Consider the following 20,874-nt stretch of genomic DNA (forward strand, 5'->3'; position numbering starts at 1 on the left):
GTAGAGGTCTTCGCTCACGCGTTGTCCTCCAGCAGGCGCCAGCGCAGCTTTTCACCGGCGCGCAGCGGAACCACGGTCTGCTCGCCAAAAGGCAGGCTGTCCGGGGCGGTCCATTCCTCACGGACCAGGGTAATGGTGTCGGTATTCGCTGGCAGCCCATAGAAGGCCGGGCCATGCAGGCTGGCGAAGCCTTCCAGCTTGTCGAGCGCGTTACGCTGCTCGAAAGCCTCGGCGTACATCTCGATGGCCGCATAGGCGGTGTAGCAACCGGCGCAGCCGCAGGCAGCTTCCTTGGCATGCTTGGCATGAGGTGCCGAGTCGGTGCCGAGGAAGAACTTCGGATTGCCGCTGGTGGCGGCGTCCAGCAAGGCGACCTGGTGGGTGTTGCGCTTGAGGATCGGCAGGCAGTAGAAGTGCGGGCGAATACCGCCGACCAGCATGTGGTTACGGTTGTACAGCAGGTGCTGCGCGGTGATGGTGGCGCCGACGTTGGCCGGAGCCTCGGTGACGAACTGCGCGGCATCGCTGGTGGTGATGTGTTCGAACACCACCTTCAGGGTCGGGAAACGTTCGACGACGCGGCGCATGTGCTCGTCGATGAAGCGCTTCTCGCGGTCGAATACATCGATCTCGCTACGGGTCACCTCACCGTGTACCAGCAGAGGCATGCCAACTTCAGCCAGCGCCTCGATGGCGGGGAAGATGTTGTCGATGCTGGTCACGCCGGAATCGGAGTTGGTGGTCGCGCCAGCGGGGTATAGCTTGGCGGCGTAAACGAAGCCGCTGGCCTTGGCCGCGCGGATGTCCTCGGGGCTGGTGCGGTCGGTGAGGTACAGCACCATCAGCGGCTCGAAGCGGCTGCCGGCCGGACGTGCGGCCAGGATGCGCTCACGGTAGGCGCCCGCCTCGACGGCGTTGCGTACCGGCGGAACCAGGTTGGGCATGATGATAGCGCGGGCGAAAGTGCGCGCCACGTCGCCAACGGTATGGGGCAGGACGGCACCATCGCGCAGATGGATGTGCCAGTCGTCGGGGCGCAGGAGGGTCAGGCGATCGGACATTGGGGATTCCAGGCGGGTCGAACTCAAGCCCCAATGCTACCGGAAAACCCAGGGACGAGCACGGCTATCAAGTTTTCCGGTCGGCGCCCGATAGCCTCAAGGTAAGCCGTCAGAAATAGTGGAGCCGCCCGTGCGCCAGCGTTACCTAGCCCTGTTGACCCTGTTCGCCAGCCTGCCGGCTGGTGCGCTGACCTTCCAGACCCGCATGGAGAACATCGCCTGGAAAGTCGAGGGTGATCAGTTCGAATGCCGTCTTGTCCAGCCGATCGACGGTTTTGGCAGCGGTGAGTTCGTGCGCCGGGCTGGCGAGCAACCGGTCTTCAGGTTGCGTTCGGACACCAATGCCCTGGGCGCAGGTTCCGCGACGCTGCTGGCAGCGGCGGCGCCATGGCAGCCTGGACGGGCCGACATCAACCTGGGGGCGGTCCGTATGGCGCGCACCGGCGTGCTGTTCAGTTCTTCCCAGGGCCAAGCCAGCCGCTTGATCAACGGTCTGCTCGACGGACGTAGCACGGTGGTGCGCGCATACACGGGCGAGGGCGGGCGAGCCATGGAGGTGCGTGTGCTGCCGGTGAGCTTTGCCAAAGCCTACGGCGACTACCAGGCGTGTGCGGGCAAGCTGTTGGCAATGAACTTCGATCAGGTCCGCCAGACCCAGGTGGGTTTCCCAGGGGGTGGCATCGAGCTGGATGCCTCGGCCAAGGCACGTCTGGATGTGATTCTCGAGTATCTGAAGGCCGATCCGACGGTCAACCATATCGAGCTCAACGGCCACTCCGACAACAGCGGCAACCGCCTGACCAATCGTGACAGCTCGCGCCGCCGGGCGCTGGCCGTGGCCGACTACCTCAAGGCCAACGGTATACCGGAGGAGCAGATCGTCGTGCGCTTCCACGGCGAACGCTACCCGCTGGTGAAAAACAACACCCCTGCCAACCGTGCGCGCAACCGCCGGGTCAATATCGAACTGGACCGCGTCGCGGCAGTCGAGAAGCCTGTGGAGGCGCCCGTCGAGCAGCCGGCCGCGCAACCTGCCGCGGCACCGGCCGCCACAGCACCGGCCCCGGCCGCCCGGGCACCCGCGGCAAAATCCTGATTCCCCGCGACAGGGAGTCGCGCTATCGACAGTTCCTGTCGCTTTGTCATCACAAGCTGTCGCCCCACTGTAAATTTGGCCACAACACCGTTAGAATCGGTGGCTTTCCGTACAACCCCGTGGAGTGATGGCATGGCGGACGTAAAAAAGGTCGTACTGGCGTATTCCGGCGGCCTTGATACTTCGGTGATTCTCAAGTGGCTGCAGGACACCTACAACTGCGAAGTGGTGACCTTCACCGCTGACCTCGGTCAGGGCGAAGAGGTCGAACCGGCTCGTGCCAAGGCCCAGGCAATGGGCGTTAAAGAGATCTACATCGACGATCTGCGCGAAGAGTTCGTGCGTGATTTCGTCTTCCCGATGTTCCGCGCCAACACCGTCTATGAAGGCGAGTACCTGCTGGGTACTTCCATCGCCCGTCCGCTGATCGCCAAGCGTTTGATCGAAATCGCCAACGAAACTGGCGCCGATGCCATTTCCCATGGCGCGACCGGCAAGGGTAACGACCAGGTTCGTTTCGAGCTGGGTGCCTACGCACTCAAGCCGGGCGTCAAGGTCATCGCCCCGTGGCGCGAATGGGACCTGCTGTCCCGCGAAAAACTGATGGACTACGCCGAGAAGCACGGTATTCCGATCGAGCGTCACGGCAAGAAGAAATCGCCGTACTCGATGGATGCCAACCTGCTGCACATCTCCTATGAAGGCGGCGTACTGGAAGATACCTGGACCGAGCACGAAGAAGACATGTGGCGTTGGAGCGTCTCTCCGGAGAAAGCCCCCGACACCCCGACCTACATCGAGCTGACCTACCGCAACGGTGACATCGTCGCCATCGACGGCGTCGAGAAGTCCCCGGCCACCGTCCTGGCAGACCTGAACCGCATCGGCGGCGCCAACGGTATCGGCCGTCTGGACATCGTCGAGAACCGTTACGTCGGCATGAAGTCCCGTGGCTGCTACGAGACCCCGGGCGGCACCATCATGCTCAAGGCTCACCGCGCCATCGAGTCGATCACCCTGGACCGCGAAGTTGCCCACCTCAAAGACGAGCTGATGCCGAAGTATGCCAGCCTGATCTACACCGGCTACTGGTGGAGCCCGGAGCGTCTGATGCTGCAGCAGATGATCGACGCTTCCCAGGTCAACGTGAACGGCGTCGTACGCCTGAAACTGTACAAGGGCAACGTCATCGTTGTCGGCCGCAAGTCGGATGACTCGCTGTTCGATGCCAACATCGCGACCTTCGAGGAAGATGGCGGCGCCTACAACCAGGCCGATGCTGCGGGCTTCATCAAGCTCAATGCGCTGCGCATGCGCATTGCTGCCAACAAAGGCCGTTCGATGCTTTAACTGCTGCCTTGAGCTGCACCAAAACCTCGGCTTCGGCCGGGGTTTTTTTTTGCGTTAATCGCGCCGCAGCACTTCAAGGCGCAAGTGCCGCCGTGTGCTTAGGAAGTGGTCCTAGAGTCAGGTTGATGGACTGATGTTTTTCCAGGTCCAGAAACAACCAGCTGCGCTCGGTGTCGTTGGGATACTCCAGCGCTTCGAGCACTTGCTGGCGTAGCGTCGACTGCGCATGGGGTCCATGGAACATCACTGTTACTGGAGTGGGCGTGAAAACCTGGCTCGGGCTCAGTGGGCTCATCGCATGAGTGGCTGTTTCGCCAAGGGCGGTGTCGGGCACGTAGAAGGACTTGTAGTTGAAGTTCAACGTGAGAAAGAACAACGCGGTGAGGAAGAACGGAAAGGCGACGAGGAACCAGGTGTACAGGGTTTGACTGTCCTCGCTGAGGAAGGGCAGGGTGGCCAGCGCGGAGGCTTCGATGATGCCCGCGAAGACAGCGATTATGGTCAGCGGCGCGACAGGTTGAGCGTTGGGCATGAGGGTGGTCTCCTGCTGTTTTCTTCTCAATACCGCACTAAGTCAATCAACTAAAGAGTGGGGCTTTCCACGCTTGAAGCCACCTGCCGTTCAACCTGACGACGATAAGTTTTCGCTTGCATCCGCGCAGCGAAGTTTCACTCAAGTCGTGCGGATAGTTTCAACTGTTCAATTCCGAAGCAGCGCAGGTAATTTGTGATACGAAGAAGTTGAGTGAAAGTACAACCAACTTGTAGGAAATTTCTCCAATTGCTGTAAGTTCCATCTATTCGCGTATTCGAGCGGAAAATCGTAACGCAAGAGTTGTTCTGCTCGGTTATCTTGGCGCGTCAACGAAAATAATGAATGGATTTCGCATGAATAAAGTGCTTATCGTGGATGACCATCCGGTCATACGTTTGGCCGTACGCATGCTGATGGAGCGGCACGGCTACGATGTGGTCGCCGAAACCGATAACGGCGTGGCCGCCTTGCAACTGACGCGAGAACACCTACCGGACATCGTGGTGCTGGATATCGGTATCCCGAAACTCGATGGGCTCGAGGTGATCGCCCGCATGGCCTCGGCCAGTCCGGGAAGCCGAGTTCTGGTGCTGACCTCACAGACACCAGGCCACTTCTCGATGCGTTGCATGCAGGCGGGGGCTTCGGGGTACGTGTGCAAACAGCAGGAGCTCACCGAGTTGCTCAGTGCGATCAAGGCCGTGCTGTCGGGTTACAGTTATTTCCCGAACCAAGCGTTGCACCCGTCGCGAGGAAGGGGAGGCGGCGCGACCGAGAGCGAAATGGTCGAGCGTTTATCCGCCCGGGAAATGATGGTGCTGCAGCAACTGACACGCGGCAAGTCAAACAAGGAGATTGCCGAAAGCATGTTCCTCAGCAACAAGACGGTCAGTACCTACAAGACTCGATTGTTGCTCAAGCTCAATGCCCGGTCGTTGGTTGACCTGATCGAGCTTGCCCAACGGCATGGCTTGACCTGAGTGCCATGAAGCGGAAGGCCTCCACCAGGGAGGCCTTCCGGGGGACTACAGGTCGTAGTCGAAATCGGCCAACTGCTTTTGCAGGCGTCGCTCTTCCAGCAGGTTGTCAATGGTGCGGCGTTTGCTCAGGTTGGTCTTCGCGGTTTCTACCTGAGGTTCCGCTTCGTCGTCGGCGGTAGCAAATTCATCTTCGATGGACAGGTCGTCGTCTTTATCGGTGCTCATTGAGTCGCTCCAAGCCAAAGGGCCATTGGCGGTCCTTATAACGAGAAAGCTGAGCCCGGTAAAAAAGATTTTTTCAATCGTCAGCCCCCGTTTTTTGCTATCGACTCAATCGTCCGAAGTCTTGTGCTTGTACTCGCAAAGGTCTTCGATCCGACAGCTTCCGCAACGCGGCTTGCGCGCCTGACACACATAGCGCCCATGCAGAATGAGCCAGTGGTGGGCATCGAGCAGGTAATCCTTGGGCACGAACTTGATCAGTTTCTTTTCCACTTCCAGCACTGTCTTGCCGGGCGCGATGCCGGTGCGGTTGCTGACCCGGAAAATATGCGTATCGACCGCCATGGTGGGTTGCCGGAAGGCGGTATTGAGGACCACGTTGGCTGTCTTGCGGCCCACACCCGGCAGGGCTTCCAGGGCCTCGCGCGTTTCCGGGACCTGGCTGCCGTGGCGCTCGATCAACAGGCGGCAGGCTTCGATGACGTTCTTGGCCTTGCTGTTGTAGAGCCCGATGGTCTTGATGTATTCGCTCAGCCCCTCAACGCCCAGGGCATAGATGGCTTCTGGCGTGTTGGCCACGGGAAATAGCCGCGCCGTGGCCTTGTTGACGCCAACGTCGGTGGCTTGAGCCGAGAGGGTCACGGCTACCAGCAGTTCGAACGGTGTGGTGTAGGCCAGCTCGGTCTTCGGGTCCGGATTGTCTTCGTGCAGCCTGCGGAAGATTTCCAGGCGTTTTGCGGCATTCATGGGGCGACGCTTTCCTTCGGCGTTAAGGGCAGGGTTGGGCGAAGGCGATTGTACAAGGCCAACAGCATGCCGAGTATCAGCAGGGCGCCTGGGGCAAGGCTGGCCAGATGCAGGTTCAGGCCTTCACTCAGCCATTGGCGGGTGGCGCCCAAGAGTGTGCAGATCATAACCATACCGCTCAGTTGCCATACCCACTGTCGCCAACGCCCCTCCATTGGCAACAAGTTGTCCCACGCGATGCACGCAAGGCACAACAGCACCGGGTAGAAGCCCAGCGACTGGGCAATCGGCAAGGCCCAGGCACGCAGGCCAAGCTGCAGGCAACTGGTAAGGGCAGCGATCAGTAGCAGGCTTGCCAGCTGGTACGCCGCTGCGCTGAGCCGGCAGCGCAGAGGCGCCAGCAATGCCTGGTGAGCGAGCGTCAAGCCCAGCATACACAGCGCGATGCAGGCGCCTTGGGTCAACGTGCGGGTAGCCCCGAGCACGGGGAGCAGGCTGGCAGCCAGCCAGAAATAGTTATTCATGAACAGCGTCCTCGAGCAGCGTTTGCCGATGCTTGTCGAAGTAACTTAAGGCGTCCTGCAACGCTGCGATCACTGCCCGCGAGGTGACCGTGGCGCCCGCCAACTGGTCGAAATCTCCGTGGTCGCGCTTGAGCGCCCAGCGGTCCTTCAACTGCCGGTTGGCAAACTGTGCCAGCCAATCCACTTGCGGGTCGATGATTCGCGCGCCCAGTCCAGGGCTTTCCTGTTGTTCGAGTACCTGGCTGCCAATCAAGCGCCCGTCGGGGGCGATGGCGATGCTCAGCTGGATGACGCCGGAATAGCCTTGGGTCTCGCTGAGCAAGATGATAGCCGTCAACCTCGTGCCGAGCGTCGCCCGGTAGGCCGCGATGATACGGCTGTGCGGCTGCTCGGCTTCGGGTACCTGCAACGCGGCGGCCAGCGGACGGTTGTCATAGCTGCCTGCGGGCAGGATGACGAGCAGTTGACGTTCCTTCAATGCTTGCTCGGCTTGGGTGATCGCGGGTTGAGTCCAGTGGTGCCAGGCCAGTGTGGCTGACACGGCCAGTCCCCCAATGGCGATCAGCCAGGCTGTCGAGGCGTTGAGGCGGTTCACGGCGAGGCCTGCGTGCGTCGCAAGGCAAGACGCTCAAGGCAGGGGACGGTAAGGTTCATCAGCAGGATGGCAAAGGCGGTGCCATCAGGGTAACTGCCCCACGTGCGGATAAGGTAGATCAACAGGCCCGCACCGAACCCGAACAGCAACTTGGCCAAGTCGCTCTTGGGGCCGGAGACAGGTTCGGTGGCAATGAAGAAAGCCGCCAGCATGGTCGACCCGGAGAACAGGTGAAGCAAGGGTGAGCCATGGGAGTCCGAGCCCGAGCCGTTCCAGCCCAGCAAGCTGAACAGCGCAAGCCCCGCGAGCAACCCCGTCGGCGTCTGCCAGCCGAACACCTTGCGCTGCATGAGCACGAGGCCTGTGAGCAGGAACGTCAGGTTGACCCACTCGATGCCGCGCCCGCCAAGGGTGCCGAAACCTGGATGTTGGGCGAACAGTTCGTCGATGGTCAGGCTGCGGTTGTGGCGCAGGCCGTCGAGGATGGTCGGTTGTGCCCAGGCATCGATGGGCTCGTTGGCCAACACCTGTTGCAGGCTGTCCAGAAGGCCGGGCGACTGCCCCGGCCAATGGTTCATGTGCAGCGGGAAGCACAGCAGTACCAAGGCGTAGCCGACCATGGCCGGGTTGAACAGATTGCGGCCCACACCCCCAAAGGCTTGCTTGCCAATACCAATGGCGGCGCTGGCGGCGATCACCGGAATCCACCAGGGCGCGTGGGTCGGCAGGGCGGCAGTCAGCAGCACTGCGGTCACCAGTGCACTGCCATCGGCCAGCGTTTCGGCGACGGGCTGGCCGCGCAATGCCAGCAGCGATGCTTCACAGGCCAGGGCTGCGCCGCAGCACAACAGCAAGCTCAACAATAGGCCCCAGCCGTGCAGCCAGAACAGTGCCAACAGGCCAGGCACGCAGGCCAGCAGCACCAGCCCCATGGCGTTGCGCATTCGCGGCTCAGGCGCTGCCATTTTCAGGGCCTGCCTGAAGCGCATCGAGGTGTTGCTGGGCCTGGTCAGCGGCAGCTTGCAACGTTTGCAGTTGAGCGAGCTGGTCGTCGCTGGGCGTTGCGCCAAGCGCGGTTCGGGCCTTGCTCAGCTGCGCCCGGCTCATGGCTGCGGCAATCTTGGCCTGTTTGAGTGCCGCATCATTGTTGGAGGCTTGCTGGGCTTGTACCCGTTCCATGGCCGCCTTGATCGGGTCGGACGCCCTTAGTGTGCTGTCAGGTGCGCTCGCGGCTTTGGCTGTATGGCGTGCCGCACGCTGGGCTTCGCGGCGGGCTTCATCGCGCAGCAGGCGGATCGCGCGCTGTTCATGGCGATGACGCGCCTGATCGCGACGCCGCTGGCGGTCCTGCAATTGCCTGGGGGTATGGGCCAAGCCACCGACTACCGGTACGACATCGGGCGGTACGGGGAGCATGTCGATGCAGTCGACCGGGCAAGGGGCCAGGCACAGGTCGCAGCCGGTGCACTCGGCGGCGATCACGGTGTGCATCAGCTTGGCCGCCCCGACTATGGCATCGACTGGACAGGCCTGGATGCACTTGGTGCAGCCGATGCACTCCGCTTCGCGTATGAACGCCACCTGCGGTGGCGCGCTGCCACGCTGTGGGTCAGGCGCGATCACCGGGAGGTCCAGCAAGGAGGCCAGGGCCTGGATGGTTTCGCTGCCGCCTGGCGGACATTTATTGATCGCTTCGCCCGCGGCAAGACCTTCGGCATAGGGCCGACAGCCTGGGTGGCCGCATTTACCGCATTGGGTTTGCGGTAGCAGGGCGTCGATGCGTTGTATCAGACTCATTGTGTGAATAATCCGTTCAGGCCGGAGAACGCCATCGCCATGATCCCGGCGCCGAGCAAGTCGATGGGCAAGCCCCGCAGGCTGACCGGGATGTCGGCCTGTTCGGTGCGCTGGCGCAGGTCGTTGAACAGCGCCAGTGCCAGCCAGAAGCCAAGGCCAGTCAGTAGCGCACTGGTGGTGACCACCAGTGCGCCCTGGCCTTCGGCCGTCGCTTGTACCGACAAGCCTAGCAGTGGAGCCCCGGCTGGCATGAGCGCCGTTAGCGCGGTAACAGGCCAGTCTGGCCGTAACTTTGCCAGTACCCATTGCACCGCCCAACTCACCAGCGCGAGCCATGGAAGTAGCAGCAACAGTTGCAGATCCTGCAGTTGCCAGGGCACCAGCAGTACGCGCACCAGCAATTGCCCGCCAGTCACTCCCAGTAAGATCGCCAATGCGCACGCCATGCCAAGCACATGCACGTGCAGCCGCGAAGCGGGCTGGCGTTGAAGGGTCAGGAAGCTGATCAGTGCAGCGCTGACCAGAACCAGCATGTAGTCGTTCATGGGATGACGATAGCCGGGAAATGTCGGCCGTGGATGCAAATGCCCCGGCGGTTGAGCCGGGGCTGGGGCGTTACTTGATGCGTTGGCCTGGCTTGGCACCACTGTCGGGGCTGAGCAGGTAGATTTCTTCACCACCAGGGCCTGCCGCCATGACCATGCCTTCGGAAACGCCGAAGCGCATTTTGCGCGGCTTGAGGTTGGCAACCATCATGGTCAGGCGGCCTTCCAGCTTCGATGGGTCAGGGTAGGCCGACTTGATGCCCGAGAACACGTTGCGTTGTTCGTCACCGATGTCCAGTGTCAGGCGCAGCAGCTTGTCTGCGCCTTCAACCGATTCGGCCTTGACGATCAGCGCCACGCGCAGGTCGACGGCGGCGAAGGTGTCGAACTCGATTTCGGCCGACAGTGGGTCCTTGGCCAGTTCGCCGTTGCCAGCAGGGGCCTTGGCTTCGGCGGCCAGCAGGTCTTCCTTGCTGGCGGCGACCATGGCTTCGACCTTGGCAGGTTCGATGCGGCTCATCAGCGCCTTGAATGGGTTGAGCTTGTGATTTTCCAGGCGCAACAGGTGGTCATTCCAGGACAGCGGGGCGACGTTGAGGAACGCCTCGGCATCGGCGGCCAGTACCGGCAGTACCGGTTTGAGGAAGATCACCAACTGACGGAACAGGTTGATGCCCTGGGCGCAGATAGCCTGGACTTCATCCTGCTTGCCTTCCTGCTTGGCCAGCGACCACGGCGCCTTGTCGGCGATCCAGGCGTTGGCGCGGTCGGCCAGTGCCATGATTTCGCGCATGGCCCGACCAAAGTCGCGACCTTCGTAGGCTTCGGCGATCGATGGCGCCGCCGCCAGGAACGCTTCGGTCAGCTCGGGTGCGGCGTCGCCGGCAACCATCACGCCGTCATTGCCCTTGTGAATGAAGCCTGCGCAACGGCTGGCGATGTTGACCACCTTGCCGACCAGGTCGGAGTTGACCTTCTGCACGAAGTCTTCGAGGTTCAGGTCCAGGTCGTCGACGCCACGTCCCAGCTTGGAGGCATAGTAGTAGCGCAGGTATTCGGGCTGCAGGTGGTCCAGATAGGTGCGCGCCTTGATGAAGGTGCCGCGCGACTTGGACATTTTCGCGCCGTTGACGGTCAGGTAGCCGTGCACGTTGATGCCGGTTGGCTTGCGGAACCCCGAACCTTCGAGCATCGCTGGCCAGAACAGGGCGTGGAAGTTGACGATGTCCTTGCCGATGAAGTGGTACAGCTCGGCCTTGGAGTCTTCTTTCCAGAATGCGTCGAAGTCAAGCTCCGGACGGCGTGCGCAGAGGTTCTTGAAGCTGGCCATGTAGCCGATCGGCGCGTCCAGCCAGACATAGAAGTACTTGCCCGGCTCGCCTGGGATCTCGAAGCCGAAGTACGGCGCATCACGAGAGATGTCCCACTCCTGCAGGCCGGCGTCCAGCCATTCGGCGAGCTTGTTGGCCACTGCGTCCTGCAAGGTGCCGCTGCGGGTCCACTGCTGCAGCATGGCCTGGAAGTCGGGGAGCTTGAAGAAGAAGTGCTGCGAGTCGCGCAAGACCGGGGTCGCCCCCGAGATGGCCGACTTGGGGTTCTTCAACTCGGTCGGCGCGTAGGTGGCACCGCACTTCTCGCAGTTGTCACCGTACTGATCTTCGGCCGCGCACTTGGGGCAGGTGCCCTTGATGAAGCGGTCAGCCAGGAACATGCCCTTCTCTGGGTCGAAGTACTGGGTGACCGAACGGGTGGCAATGTGTCCGGCATCACGCAGGCGCGTGTAGATCATGCTGGACAGCTCGCGGTTTTCTTCGCAGTGGGTGGAGTGGAAGTTATCGAAGTCCACCAGGAAATCGGCGAAGTCGCTGCTGTGTTCGGCCTGGACGTTGGCGATCAGTTGCTCAGGCGTGATGCCTTCCTTCTCGGCGCGCAACATGATGGCCGAGCCGTGGGCGTCGTCGGCGCAGACATAGATGCACTGGTTGCCACGCAGTTTCTGGAAGCGAACCCACATGTCCGTCTGGATGTACTCGAGCATATGGCCAAGGTGGATGGATCCATTGGCATAGGGCAGGGCGCTGGTGACGAGAATCTGGCGTGGCTCGGACATGTTGGCTCGGCTACTTATCTGGCTCGGGTAAAAACAAGGGTGATCGGCAACTATAAAGGGCTGGGAAATATATTTCACCCTAAGGACGCATCTACTGACGATTGACGGGTTAGGATAAGCGCCTGTTTCACTTTCGTTTGCCAATGGGAGCCTCCATGAGTGCCGTCACCCGTGCCGCCGTCGAAGGCGTGCTTCGCCAGTACACCGACCCGTATCTGAACCTGGACCCCGTGAGCGCCGGCTGCGTGCGGGCCATCGACATCCAGGGCGGCCAGGTCAGCGTGCAGTTGCAGTTGGGGTATGCCGCTGGCCTGTTCAAGAATGGCTGGGCCCAGGTGCTGCAGACAGCGATTGAGAACCTCGACGGCGTCACCTCGGCCCAAGTGTCGATCGACTGCGTGGTGGCTGCGCACAAAGCCCAGGCCCAGGTGCCGGCCATGGCCAATGTCAAGAACATCATCGCCGTGGCGTCCGGCAAGGGCGGGGTAGGCAAGTCGACCACCGCGGCCAACCTGGCCCTGGCACTGGCCCGTGAAGGCGCCCGAGTGGGCATTCTGGATGCCGACATCTATGGCCCGAGCCAAGGTGTGATGTTCGGTATCGCCGAAGGTACGCGCCCGCAGATCCGCGAGCAGAAGTGGTTCGTACCGATCAAGGCCCATGGTGTGGAAGTCATGTCCATGGCGTTCCTGACCGACGACAACACACCGATGGTCTGGCGTGGCCCGATGGTCTCCGGCGCGCTGTTGCAACTGGTGACCCAGACCGCCTGGGACGACCTTGACTACCTGGTGATCGACATGCCGCCCGGCACGGGCGACATCCAGCTGACCCTGGCTCAGAAGGTGCCGGTGGCCGGTTCAGTGATCGTCACCACACCTCAGGACCTGGCGTTGCTGGACGCCAAGAAAGGCGTGGAAATGTTCCGCAAGGTGAACATCCCGGTATTGGGTGTGGTGGAAAACATGGCCGTGCACATTTGCTCGAACTGCGGCCACGCCGAGCACCTGTTCGGTGAGGGCGGCGGTGAGAAACTGGCTGCGCAGTACGGTGTCGACCTGCTGGCCTCGTTGCCGTTGTCGATGCTGATTCGCGAACAGGCAGACAACGGCAAGCCGACGGCCATCGCCGAGCCGGAAAGCCAGATCGCCATGGTTTATCAAGAGCTGGCTCGCCAGGTGGGCGCGCGGATCGTGCTGCAGGAAGCGGCTGCACCGGCGATGCCGAGCATCACCATCAGCGAAGACTGAGGTTCGCTCAGGAGGCTGCGCGGCAGGCGCCGGTTTGCCGGCGATCACCGACGCGGCCACCACCAAGCAGCGCGCCAGCGCCTGCAAGCACCGTGACGATTTTCCGATCACTGCAGTAGCAGTGTGATCCAGGCATAAAAAAACCCGCCAGATGGCGGGTTTTTTTGAAAGCGAGGAAGCGAGATCGACTTAGGCGATCTGAACTTCTTCAGCCTGCATGCCTTTCTGGCCGCGGGTAGCGACGAAAGTAACAGCCTGGCCTTCTTTCAGGGTTTTGAAGCCGTCAGCTTGGATGGCTTTGAAGTGCACGAACAGGTCGTCGCCCGACTGAGGGGTGATGAAGCCGTAGCCCTTCTCATCGTTGAACCACTTAACAACACCGGATTGACGGTTGGACATGTTTCTGTCTCCTTGGACAAAGTTGATTACGGTCAGGAAAAACCCTGGCCGGGACTGAGCGCAAAGAGAGCAGAAAATTCAGCGATGGGTCGATAGGAATCGTGCATCAAACTAGAGATTCTCGGTGTCACGTGCAGCACAGTGGCGTCACCTTAACCCACTTTCCACGACCTGCCAATCACCAAGATGGCCTTTGTCGAAATTCAGATCGACGGCCACCGTAGGCCCCGTCTGGCGCGGGGTGCGGCATGGAACTTTAACCTGAGCGCGTGGACCGGTAAGATGCGCATCTCGATTTTCACCTCGCAACCCTTCAGGACACCCCCGCCATGAGCATCAAATCGGACAAGTGGATTCGCCGCATGGCGCAGGAACACGGCATGATCGAACCGTTCGTCGAGCGCCAGGTGCGCGGCGAGCAGGACAGCCGGGTGATTTCCTTCGGCGTCTCCAGCTACGGCTACGACGTGCGCTGTGCCGACGAATTCAAGGTGTTCACCAACATCAACTCGGCCACGGTCGACCCGAAGAACTTCGATGCCGGTAGCTTCGTCGACGTCAAGAGCGATGTCTGCATCATCCCGCCAAACTCCTTTGCCCTGGCGCGCACGGTCGAGTATTTCCGTATTCCACGCAACGTACTGACCATCTGCCTGGGCAAAAGCACCTATGCCCGTTGCGGCATCATCGTCAACGTCACCCCGCTCGAGCCTGAGTGGGAAGGGCACGTGACCCTGGAATTCTCCAACACCACCACCCTGCCGGCGAAAATCTATGCCAACGAGGGTGTGGCGCAGATGCTGTTCCTCGAGTCCGACGAAGAATGTGAAGTGTCCTACAAGGACCGCGGCGGCAAATACCAAGGTCAGCGCGGCGTCACCCTGCCGCGTACCTGAGTCGACGAGCGCGGGGAATTCCTTGCGCCTTTGGCACTCCAACGAGGTAACCGTGCCGATGCGCGTGAGGCGCATCGGCTCTGCTCAGGAGCTGTCAATGAAACTCCATCCCGCGATCAGTGCGAAGCTGGCTGTGCTTGAGCCTAATCAGATCGGCCTGCTGGCGTGGTCATTGCTGGCGCACCCGCTGCCGATGCAGGCGGGCGGTGTGCCGCATCAGCCCGACCCTGATACTCCGCAGCCGCCCGACCCTGGTGAAGGCCAACCCATGGAGCCCGGCGAGCCAACCTTGCCCGACGAGCCACCGCCTTCCCCCGTGGCCTGACACCCGGCTGCCTGAGCGTGCTCAGTTGGCCAGCAGGTAGCCGCTGCGCACCACCTGTTCCCCCGCGACATGGGCGATAACCATGCCGGCGGTTGCCATACGCCGCACACTGCGGGCGTACAGCAGCCCCGGCTGACTGTTGCGGATCGGCGTGACCCGGTCATTGAGCGGGTCGATGACTTCTGCGATCAATTGGCCCGCTTGCACATGCTCTCCCGGTTTGGCGTGGTACACCAGTAGCCCGCCCAGCGGGGTGTGTACCGGTTCAACGGCCGCCAGGGGAGTGGCCGGGCGGGGCAAGGCCGGCAGCGGCGCGCAGGCACCTTCGACAACCCCTTTGTAGGTCAGGTAGTCGAGAATGGCCTGGCAATCCTTGCTGGCCAGTTCATGGCTGACGTCGGCTTGCCCGCGCAATTCGACGGTGACCGAGCAATTGCCCAGTGGAATCGGATAGCGCTTGCCGAAGCGTTGTTGCAATTGCCACCAGACCAGGCTGAAGCATTCATCGAATGACTGGCCCCCGGAGTCGGTTGCCAGCAGGCTGGCCTGCGCTCCCAGGTAACGGGCCAGAGGCTCGACCTGCGGCCAGGCTTCCGGGGTGGTGTACAAATGTTCGACCGCTTCGAAGTCGCAATGCAGGTCCAGCACCAGATCGGCATCGCAGGCCAGGCGCTGCAGGGTCAGTCGCAATGACTGCAGGGGCGTTTGCGCCGGATGTGCGTCCAAACCCCGGCGCAGGTATTCGCGGATCAGCGCGACATTGTGCGCAGGATCCTGGCTCAGGTGTTGTTCGACCTGGTCGCCGATGCTGTCCGACAGGTCGACGAACTTGCGGTTGAAATTCTCGCCACTTTGCAGCTCGAAGCGCCCCAGCGGGGCGTCCAGCAGCACCTGTTCCAGGCCGACCGGGTTGGCCACCGGCACCAGAATGATCTCGCTGCGCAGGCGGCCTTGCTGTTCCAGTTCGGCCAGCCGACGCTTGAGGTGCCAGGCCACCAACATGCCCGGCAGCTCGTCGGCATGCAGCGAGGCCTGGATATACACCTTGGTGCCACCGCGGGGGCCGAAGTGGAAACTGTGCAACTGGCGAGTGATCCCCGGCACCGGGGAAAGCAGGTCATGGGTCGAGTGGTGCATGGTGGTCCTGGCTACGTGGCGAAAACGGTCTGCGACACGGGTCGGCACAAAAATAGAAGCATAAACTGCGCGGTTGCGCCTGTCCTGGACGCCACCGCGTGATCCATCTACTTGCCAGGGACCAGCGTCAGACGTTGGTTGCCGTACACCCGGGCGAAGTTCTGCGGTTGCATTGGCAGGCTGGTGAATCGACCTTTGAACCAAGCGTCCAGGCCGTCACTGTAATGCCTGCTGGCCGGGTTGCCGGATTGCCCATTGCTGGTCAGCACCTGCAGCGGTTCGGCCTGGCCAAAGTCGACGATCAGGCGGGCAGACGCCGGAAGCCGGGTATCGAAGTCGTTACCCCAGGCGTAAGGCGTCAGCGCCAAGGTGCTGAAGTCGCCTCCGGCGGCCAGCGGCGGGCGGCTGAGAGCATCGCCCAGGCCATGGTAGGCCGTGCCTGGCCAGCGATACTGGTGCAGTTTGCCCCACTGCCAGGCGCGACGGTCCGCACCCAGTTGCGCTATACCGGCATCCACCGCCGCCGCCAGGCTGCGCGCGAGAATGGCCGGTTTGTCTTCTTTTTGCGGGGTGTTGCGATCGTCCCAGAACGGGCTGTCTTCGCGTCCCAAGAGGTGATCGGCCTGGGCCGAGTAAGACAACCGCGCATTGCCGACGAAGGCGTGCCAGACGGCGCTGGATTCCGGGCCGAGGTCGTCGAGGAAGGTCTGCCGGGCAGCTTCCTGAAGGAACAGTTCATACAGCGCCGCATCGGCCGATACCGGGCTCAGGCGGCCATCGAATGCCTTGAGCCGCGCCAGGGCATCGCGGGCTTTCTCGCGCTGACCAGCGGGCAGGGCGTCGATGGCCTGCTTGAGTGGTTGGGCCATGCCTGGCGCGTCGAACATCTGCTTGAGCTTGTCGGCCAGCAGCGTGACTTGGTCGTTTTGCAGCGCCATCAGGCTGCGGCTGTCATGGCGACCATTGCCGGCCAGCTGAGCGAGGCGTTCGGCGCGCTCTGGGTAATACCAGGTGTTGGACAGTTGCATGCCATAACCGCGTGGCTGACTGCGCTGGTTGGCGTGGCCAAGCCAGCCGGCGGGTGGGTCCTGGTCGTAGGGGTGCAGCATCGGATCGGCGAAGCCGTCCCAGTCGTAGCGTCCGTCCCAGCCGGGCGATGGCAGCAGGCCCTGACCTTCGCGGCGGTTCGGGTATCGACCGCTGACCTGCCAGCCGATGTGCTCCGCTTCGGCGAAGACGAAGTTCAGAGCGACGGCTGTGACCTCGCGGGTGTTGTCGAAGGCGCGTTCCACCGAAGGCGCGCGGGTCAGGTCGAACAGCGCGTCGAGACTGCGGTCGCCCTTGAGCTGTGGCAGATTCAATGCCAAGCCCAGCGTAGCGTTGCCAGGTTGGGCGAGCAGGGTACCGTGGCGGGTGTCATACATGATTTCGCGCAGCGGGCGTTGGCCACGGACGAAGAAGGTTTCGCTGCGCGCGCGGGCAGCTTGCCACTTGCCATCGGCCAGGTAGTTCAGTTGGTTGCCCTGGCGGCGCAGCTGCTCTATGTACAGGTCCTGGTTGTCGGCCATGACCGCGCTGCTGCTCCAGGCCAGTTTGCCGTTGTAGCCTGCCAGCACGATGGGCAGGCCGGGCAGCGACAGGCCGGCGACTTGATACTTGCCAGTGTGGATCTGCACTGGGGTCAATGCCCAGGCTGCGCGGCTATCGCTGGCCAGCAGGCTCTTGCCACTGCGGCTGCGTTGCGGCCCCAGGGCCAGGTTGGCCGAGCCTGGGCTGCCGAGCAAGTCAAGGTCGGCAAGCTTTTGACTGGCCGCGGTCAGGGGCGCCAGGCCCGGTAGCTGACTGGAAATGTTCAGGCCTTTGAGCTTGTCGAGTTCGGCCTCGGCCAATGGTTCGTCCGCAGCGCCAGGCAACAGCCAGTGCAGCTTGTCGTTGCCGACCTTCTGCGCCAGGGTCAGGGCGCTCAGTTCTTCCTGCAGGTTCACGGACTGGCTGAAGGCGTACAGGCTGAAGATCAGGGCTGAGTCTTCGGGTTTCCAGTACTCCGGCCGGTAGCCGCTGTTGGCCAGGTTGGCAGGAAGTTTGTCGCGGTAGCGGAAAAGATAGGCATTGACCCCGCGTGCATAGACTTCGAAGAAGCGTTTCAGACGTGGTGAGGCGTCTGCATACAGTTGGGCCGAGCTTTGCTTGAGGTTGGCGGCCCGCATCAGGCGGTCGATGTCCAGCGCATCGCTGCCGGCCAGTTCGGCAAGGCGGCCTTGGGCGAGCAGGCGCATGGCCAGCATCTGTTCGATACGATCGCCAGCGTGAAGGTAGCCCAGGCTGAACAGTGCGTCGTGGAAGTTGCTGCTTTCGATCAGTGGCGCGCCCATGGCGTTGCGTCGAACCGTGACATTCTGTGCCAAGCCTTTGAGCGGCTGGACGCCAGTGGTCGGTGGGACACTGTCTTGGTAGCCGCCCATCTGGCAACCGGCGAGTCCGAGCATGCCGAGCAGGGTGGCAGCCATCGTGAGCCGCGGGCGGAAGGGTGGAAAGGCGGGGGCGGCCATGACAAGGCTCCTGCTAGGTATGGCGGGGGGTTGGAAGGCGCTTAAGGTAGCATGCCGGTAGATTTTTCAGCGGGTTCGAGATCGAAAGGTGCCGGCGCGACGCATCGCGAGCAAGGCGCGCTCCTACAATCCCTTCGCACCTCGTTCACGGTCGAATGACTGTAGTGCGCGCCTCGCTCGCGATGCCGCCGTTCTAGGCGGCGCTAGAAAACCCAAGACCTGCTTGGTACTTCACGCACCGTGGCACTTCTTGAACTTCTTCTGGCTACCGCATGGGCATGGGTCGTTGCGACCGACGTCCTTGAGCGCATTGCGCACCGGCTCCTGGTGGCCATGGTTGCAGTGCGGACCGTGTACATGGCCGTGATCGTGGTCATGATGATCGTGACCGTGGTTGCAGTCCGGGCCATGAACATGGGGTTGTTGAGTCATTGCAGGGTTACTCCGGTTTGAGATCGCCGGGCATTATCTCACCACTGCGCGACAAGTGCAGGCTTCGGAAGATGAGCAGCCCGGTATTGAGCTCGCCCTGCAGGGTGTAATGCAGCGGCTCACCACTCTTGAGCAGCTTGGACAAGGGTTTGAGGTGTTCCCACAGGTTGGTGCGAGCCGTGATCTTGAAGGTCCGCCGGGCATGGCCGCCGACGCTGCGCCACAAACTGGCCTCATCTTCGACCAGCAGCAAGTTGTTGAGCCGCACCGAGTAATCGAGGTTGCGGATGAACAGCCGGCTGTCATTCGGGTTGTCGATGCGCACATGCAGCACGAACTCCTGTTGAAGCAACCTGGCCTTCACGGTCTCGACCTTGACCAGATGCACTTGAGGATCGCGCCAATCGCTGCGCCACCAGCCGGCACAGCCCGCCAGCAACATCAGCAACGCACTGAGTACGGACAGGCGGGCCAGGGCGAGCATGTTCAGCTACCCACGTAACTGGCGCAGCATTTCTTGAATTTCTGCCCGCTGGCGCAGGGGCAGGGGTCGTTGCGTCCGGCCTTGAGCCCGACGGTCGGGTCGATGAAGTACCACCGTCCGTCATGCTGTACGAACGCCGAACGCTCGCGATGCTGGTGGTCACCCTCCTGGTCATGCCAGCGCGCCGTGAAGGTGACGAAGCCGTGCTCGGGCTGGCCACCCAATACCTCGGCACTTTCCACCTCCAGACCCAGCCAGGTGCTCTGGGCGCTCCAGGCAGCCATGGCCGTGCGGTCCAGGCCCGCCTGCTGGGCAGGCAGGGTGGTGGCCACCAGGTAGTCGATCAGGCCCAGCACATAGGCGCTGTAGCGCGAACGCATCAGCGTCTGTGCATCCGGCGCCGGGGTGCCGGCATGGTAATGCCCGCAGCAGGCATCGAGCAGGTTGCCGCTGCCGCAAGGGCAAACCGAGACACTCATCATCACCACCAGTACTTGCCAAAGTTTTCAGGGTTGGCCCAGAACTTGGCGTTGAGCCAGTCGGGGACCTGCTTGTAGTCATGTAGATCATAGGTGAACAGGCTCAATACCTGTTCATCGCGGCGGAATTTCTCGCTTGCCGACAGCGCCAAGGCAAAGAAGTCGGTGTCTTGCCAGCCACATACCGACAGGTCGGCCAGCACTGCCACTCGACTGGCATTGAGGTTGCGAATACCGCCCAGCAACTCCAGACCGACACGCTTGGGCAGGTGCTCCAGGCAGTCCACCAGCACAGCCAGGTCGAAACGTTGGGCCGCAAGTTCGGCAGGTAGCGGGCCGGCGGCAGCGGTTTCTATCCGTACCTGGGGATGCGCCTGGGCAAAGGCCTCCAAGGCCGGGAAACGCGTGCCGACCAGCAGCAGACGTTGCGGGGTGAAGCGCTCTAGCAGGGCCGCCAGGGCTTGTTGCGGGGTGCGTTGGGAAAAACCGTCGGTCATTGCCAATCCTCATTCTGGTCGTCCAAGACTAGCGGGCTGTCGGCTGTGGGCAAAGAGGCATGTGGCCGCGTCGTGGCTTATCGCTGGCAGGGATGGATTGCGCGGTCTTTACTCCCAAGGATCGGCCATATGCCGATTCCCCCTAGGAGACGCAACAAAATGAGCATAGTACGCACAGCGATACCCCTGGTACTGCTCACCAGTGTGTTGACTGGTTGTGCAGGTTTGCAGAAAACCGACTGGCCGAAGTGTGCTGCCGTCGGGGGCGTGGGCGGCGCCGCTTTGGGCGCCATAGAAAGCTCCAGCTGGGCTGGCTGGGGCGCGTTGGTGGGCGGTACCATGGCGGCCGGCTATTGCTGGGTTCATGGCGATGGTGACGAAGATGGCGATGGTGTGCCGGATAGCCGCGACAAATGTCCAGGCACGCCGCGCGGCGTGCAGGTCGATGCCAATGGTTGCCCACCTGAACCGGCTCCGGTGGTGCAGGAGGCCGTGGTCCAGAAAGAAGAAGTCATCGTCATTCGCGATGTACGCTTCGAGTTCGACTCCGCTCGCCTGACGACAGCGGACAAAGAGCGACTCAATACCATCGCCGCGCGGCTGAAGCAGGAAGCGCCGAGCGCTCGGCTGAGTGTCACTGGCCACACCGACAGCGTAGGCTCGGACAGCTACAACCAGAAATTGTCCGAGCGTCGTGCTCACTCGGTGACGGATTACCTGGTCGAGCAAGGCGTACCGCGCAGCAGCTTCGTCTCTGTGGTTGGTGCCGGCGAGACCCAGCCGGTGGCCGATAATGCCACGGCCGATGGCCGCGCCATGAACCGTCGCACTGAGATCAAGATCCAGCGTTGACAGCCAGCGCCC

General features: G+C 62.1%; 23 protein-coding genes and 1 pseudogene. 7 read left to right on the plus strand and 17 right to left on the minus strand.

Annotation, left to right across the window (positions count from 1 at the left end):
• Nucleotides 1–14 precede the first annotated feature (14 nt).
• Nucleotides 15–1,061 (minus strand): dihydroorotase, encoded by a 1,047-nt coding sequence (gene pyrC, locus H620_RS0113110; RefSeq protein ID WP_027907472.1) that lies wholly within the window; start codon nt 1,059–1,061, stop codon nt 15–17.
• 130 nt (nt 1,062–1,191) lie between these two features.
• On the opposite strand from pyrC, the gene H620_RS0113115 reads away from it, so the two are divergent.
• Nucleotides 1,192–2,157: a flagellar protein MotY gene (locus H620_RS0113115; RefSeq protein ID WP_027907473.1), complete on the plus strand. Its 966-nt coding sequence runs from the start codon at nt 1,192–1,194 to the stop codon at nt 2,155–2,157.
• Between the two features lie 132 nt (nt 2,158–2,289).
• Nucleotides 2,290–3,507 (plus strand): argininosuccinate synthase, encoded by a 1,218-nt coding sequence (locus tag H620_RS0113120; protein ID WP_023379030.1) that lies wholly within the window; start codon nt 2,290–2,292, stop codon nt 3,505–3,507.
• Nucleotides 3,508–3,580: 73 nt separating this feature from the next.
• Here the strand turns inward: H620_RS0113120 and H620_RS0113125 are convergent, their stop codons facing one another.
• Nucleotides 3,581–4,039 carry a hypothetical protein gene (locus H620_RS0113125; protein WP_023379031.1) on the minus strand — a complete coding sequence of 153 codons (459 nt, stop codon included), beginning with the start codon at nt 4,037–4,039 and terminating at the stop codon, nt 3,581–3,583.
• Between the two features lie 356 nt (nt 4,040–4,395).
• Here H620_RS0113125 and H620_RS0113130 point away from each other — a divergent pair, with 356 nt between their 5' ends.
• Nucleotides 4,396–5,022 carry a response regulator transcription factor gene (locus H620_RS0113130; protein ID WP_027907474.1) on the plus strand — a complete coding sequence of 209 codons (627 nt, stop codon included), beginning with the start codon at nt 4,396–4,398 and terminating at the stop codon, nt 5,020–5,022.
• A gap of 45 nt (nt 5,023–5,067) precedes the next feature.
• Here H620_RS0113130 and H620_RS0113135 read toward each other — a convergent pair whose 3' ends face one another.
• The 8 genes and pseudogenes from H620_RS0113135 to metG form a co-directional block, all read right to left on the minus strand.
• Nucleotides 5,068–5,247, minus strand: coding sequence for a PA3496 family putative envelope integrity protein (locus tag H620_RS0113135; protein ID WP_023379033.1), 180 nt, complete (start codon nt 5,245–5,247; stop codon nt 5,068–5,070).
• A 105-nt stretch (nt 5,248–5,352) separates the two neighbouring features.
• The gene (gene nth / locus H620_RS0113140) at nt 5,353–5,991 is read right to left on the minus strand and encodes an endonuclease III (RefSeq protein ID WP_023379034.1); all 639 of its coding nucleotides are present in this window, start codon (nt 5,989–5,991) and stop codon (nt 5,353–5,355) included.
• Nucleotides 5,988–6,515 (minus strand): Rnf-Nqr domain containing protein, encoded by a 528-nt coding sequence (locus H620_RS0113145; protein ID WP_023379035.1) that lies wholly within the window; start codon nt 6,513–6,515, stop codon nt 5,988–5,990. The genes nth and H620_RS0113145 overlap by 4 nt, the downstream gene beginning before the upstream one ends.
• A complete protein-coding gene (locus H620_RS0113150) occupies nt 6,508–7,110 on the minus strand; it encodes an RnfABCDGE type electron transport complex subunit G (protein ID WP_027907475.1) in 603 nt (200 codons plus the stop codon). The genes H620_RS0113145 and H620_RS0113150 overlap by 8 nt, the downstream gene beginning before the upstream one ends.
• A complete protein-coding gene (locus tag H620_RS0113155) occupies nt 7,107–8,075 on the minus strand; it encodes an RnfABCDGE type electron transport complex subunit D (protein WP_027907476.1) in 969 nt (322 codons plus the stop codon). Before H620_RS0113155 ends, H620_RS0113150 begins: the two co-directional genes overlap by 4 nt.
• A 10-nt stretch (nt 8,076–8,085) precedes the next feature.
• Nucleotides 8,086–8,907 (minus strand): annotated as a pseudogene (gene rsxB, locus H620_RS25775) (electron transport complex subunit RsxB); the annotation flags it as partial.
• Nucleotides 8,904–9,452, minus strand: a complete 549-nt coding sequence (locus H620_RS0113165; protein ID WP_027907477.1) for an Rnf-Nqr domain containing protein — start codon at nt 9,450–9,452, stop codon at nt 8,904–8,906. The gene H620_RS0113165 and the pseudogene rsxB, both read right to left, overlap by 4 nt.
• A 70-nt stretch (nt 9,453–9,522) precedes the next feature.
• Nucleotides 9,523–11,562: a methionine--tRNA ligase gene (gene metG / locus H620_RS0113170; protein WP_027907478.1), complete on the minus strand. Its 2,040-nt coding sequence runs from the start codon at nt 11,560–11,562 to the stop codon at nt 9,523–9,525.
• Nucleotides 11,563–11,717: 155 nt separating this feature from the next.
• On the opposite strand from metG, the gene apbC reads away from it, so the two are divergent.
• A complete protein-coding gene (gene apbC, locus H620_RS0113175) occupies nt 11,718–12,812 on the plus strand; it encodes an iron-sulfur cluster carrier protein ApbC (protein WP_027907479.1) in 1,095 nt (364 codons plus the stop codon).
• Between the two features lie 189 nt (nt 12,813–13,001).
• On the opposite strand, the gene H620_RS0113185 is transcribed toward apbC, so the two are convergent.
• On the minus strand, nt 13,002–13,211 hold the full coding sequence (locus H620_RS0113185) for a cold-shock protein (RefSeq protein WP_003254922.1): 210 nt from the start codon (nt 13,209–13,211) through the stop codon (nt 13,002–13,004).
• 329 nt (nt 13,212–13,540) lie between these two features.
• On the opposite strand from H620_RS0113185, the gene dcd reads away from it, so the two are divergent.
• Nucleotides 13,541–14,107 (plus strand): dCTP deaminase, encoded by a 567-nt coding sequence (dcd, locus tag H620_RS0113190; RefSeq protein WP_008096785.1) that lies wholly within the window; start codon nt 13,541–13,543, stop codon nt 14,105–14,107.
• Between the two features lie 97 nt (nt 14,108–14,204).
• On the plus strand, nt 14,205–14,432 hold the full coding sequence (locus H620_RS0113195) for a hypothetical protein (protein WP_023379042.1): 228 nt from the start codon (nt 14,205–14,207) through the stop codon (nt 14,430–14,432).
• 21 nt (nt 14,433–14,453) lie between these two features.
• Here the strand turns inward: H620_RS0113195 and H620_RS0113200 are convergent, their stop codons facing one another.
• The 6 genes from H620_RS0113200 to H620_RS0113225 all read right to left on the minus strand — a co-directional run bounded on the left by H620_RS0113200 (nt 14,454) and on the right by H620_RS0113225 (nt 20,010).
• On the minus strand, nt 14,454–15,569 hold the full coding sequence (locus tag H620_RS0113200) for a succinylglutamate desuccinylase/aspartoacylase family protein (protein ID WP_023379043.1): 1,116 nt from the start codon (nt 15,567–15,569) through the stop codon (nt 14,454–14,456).
• A gap of 107 nt (nt 15,570–15,676) precedes the next feature.
• Entirely contained in the window at nt 15,677–18,118 is a 2,442-nt protein-coding gene (locus H620_RS0113205; protein WP_027907480.1) for a penicillin acylase family protein, read from the minus strand.
• A 231-nt stretch (nt 18,119–18,349) separates the two neighbouring features.
• Nucleotides 18,350–18,550, minus strand: a complete 201-nt coding sequence (locus H620_RS26490) for an SEC-C metal-binding domain-containing protein (RefSeq protein WP_023379046.1) — start codon at nt 18,548–18,550, stop codon at nt 18,350–18,352.
• Between the two features lie 7 nt (nt 18,551–18,557).
• Nucleotides 18,558–19,034: an LEA/WHy family protein gene (locus H620_RS0113215; protein ID WP_023379047.1), complete on the minus strand. Its 477-nt coding sequence runs from the start codon at nt 19,032–19,034 to the stop codon at nt 18,558–18,560.
• Nucleotides 19,035–19,036: 2 nt separating this feature from the next.
• Complete coding sequence (locus H620_RS0113220; protein ID WP_027907481.1) at nt 19,037–19,513, minus strand: YchJ family protein; 477 nt, start codon at nt 19,511–19,513, stop codon at nt 19,037–19,039.
• Nucleotides 19,514–19,515: 2 nt separating this feature from the next.
• Nucleotides 19,516–20,010 carry a DUF6231 family protein gene (locus H620_RS0113225; protein ID WP_027907482.1) on the minus strand — a complete coding sequence of 165 codons (495 nt, stop codon included), beginning with the start codon at nt 20,008–20,010 and terminating at the stop codon, nt 19,516–19,518.
• Nucleotides 20,011–20,169: 159 nt separating this feature from the next.
• Here H620_RS0113225 and H620_RS0113230 point away from each other — a divergent pair, with 159 nt between their 5' ends.
• Nucleotides 20,170–20,862 (plus strand): PA1041 family peptidoglycan-binding anchor lipoprotein, encoded by a 693-nt coding sequence (locus H620_RS0113230; protein ID WP_023379059.1) that lies wholly within the window; start codon nt 20,170–20,172, stop codon nt 20,860–20,862.
• Nucleotides 20,863–20,874: the final 12 nt, after the last annotated feature.

It is taken from the genome of Pseudomonas taiwanensis DSM 21245 (assembly GCF_000425785.1).
Lineage (GTDB): Bacteria > Pseudomonadota > Gammaproteobacteria > Pseudomonadales > Pseudomonadaceae > Aquipseudomonas > Aquipseudomonas taiwanensis.

What these genes read in the sequence shown, in the direction of transcription:
- H620_RS0113225 (WP_027907482.1), bottom strand. Translation starts at nt 20,010, where the DNA reads ATGACCGACGGTTTTTCCCAACGCACCCCGCAACAAGCCCTGGCGGCC.
- H620_RS0113195 (WP_023379042.1), top strand. Translation starts at nt 14,205, where the DNA reads ATGAAACTCCATCCCGCGATCAGTGCGAAGCTGGCTGTGCTTGAGCCT.
- H620_RS0113135 (WP_023379033.1), bottom strand. Translation starts at nt 5,247, where the DNA reads ATGAGCACCGATAAAGACGACGACCTGTCCATCGAAGATGAATTTGCT.
- H620_RS0113200 (WP_023379043.1), bottom strand. Translation starts at nt 15,569, where the DNA reads ATGCACCACTCGACCCATGACCTGCTTTCCCCGGTGCCGGGGATCACT.
- H620_RS0113130 (WP_027907474.1), top strand. Translation starts at nt 4,396, where the DNA reads ATGAATAAAGTGCTTATCGTGGATGACCATCCGGTCATACGTTTGGCC.
- H620_RS0113145 (WP_023379035.1), bottom strand. Translation starts at nt 6,515, where the DNA reads ATGAATAACTATTTCTGGCTGGCTGCCAGCCTGCTCCCCGTGCTCGGG.
- H620_RS0113165 (WP_027907477.1), bottom strand. Translation starts at nt 9,452, where the DNA reads ATGAACGACTACATGCTGGTTCTGGTCAGCGCTGCACTGATCAGCTTC.
- H620_RS0113120 (WP_023379030.1), top strand. Translation starts at nt 2,290, where the DNA reads ATGGCGGACGTAAAAAAGGTCGTACTGGCGTATTCCGGCGGCCTTGAT.
- metG (WP_027907478.1), bottom strand. Translation starts at nt 11,562, where the DNA reads ATGTCCGAGCCACGCCAGATTCTCGTCACCAGCGCCCTGCCCTATGCC.
- H620_RS0113215 (WP_023379047.1), bottom strand. Translation starts at nt 19,034, where the DNA reads ATGCTCGCCCTGGCCCGCCTGTCCGTACTCAGTGCGTTGCTGATGTTG.
- H620_RS0113220 (WP_027907481.1), bottom strand. Translation starts at nt 19,513, where the DNA reads ATGAGTGTCTCGGTTTGCCCTTGCGGCAGCGGCAACCTGCTCGATGCC.
- dcd (WP_008096785.1), top strand. Translation starts at nt 13,541, where the DNA reads ATGAGCATCAAATCGGACAAGTGGATTCGCCGCATGGCGCAGGAACAC.
- H620_RS0113155 (WP_027907476.1), bottom strand. Translation starts at nt 8,075, where the DNA reads ATGGCAGCGCCTGAGCCGCGAATGCGCAACGCCATGGGGCTGGTGCTG.
- H620_RS0113230 (WP_023379059.1), top strand. Translation starts at nt 20,170, where the DNA reads ATGAGCATAGTACGCACAGCGATACCCCTGGTACTGCTCACCAGTGTG.
- pyrC (WP_027907472.1), bottom strand. Translation starts at nt 1,061, where the DNA reads ATGTCCGATCGCCTGACCCTCCTGCGCCCCGACGACTGGCACATCCAT.
- H620_RS0113205 (WP_027907480.1), bottom strand. Translation starts at nt 18,118, where the DNA reads ATGGCCGCCCCCGCCTTTCCACCCTTCCGCCCGCGGCTCACGATGGCT.
- nth (WP_023379034.1), bottom strand. Translation starts at nt 5,991, where the DNA reads ATGAATGCCGCAAAACGCCTGGAAATCTTCCGCAGGCTGCACGAAGAC.
- H620_RS26490 (WP_023379046.1), bottom strand. Translation starts at nt 18,550, where the DNA reads ATGACTCAACAACCCCATGTTCATGGCCCGGACTGCAACCACGGTCAC.
- H620_RS0113185 (WP_003254922.1), bottom strand. Translation starts at nt 13,211, where the DNA reads ATGTCCAACCGTCAATCCGGTGTTGTTAAGTGGTTCAACGATGAGAAG.
- apbC (WP_027907479.1), top strand. Translation starts at nt 11,718, where the DNA reads ATGAGTGCCGTCACCCGTGCCGCCGTCGAAGGCGTGCTTCGCCAGTAC.
- H620_RS0113125 (WP_023379031.1), bottom strand. Translation starts at nt 4,039, where the DNA reads ATGCCCAACGCTCAACCTGTCGCGCCGCTGACCATAATCGCTGTCTTC.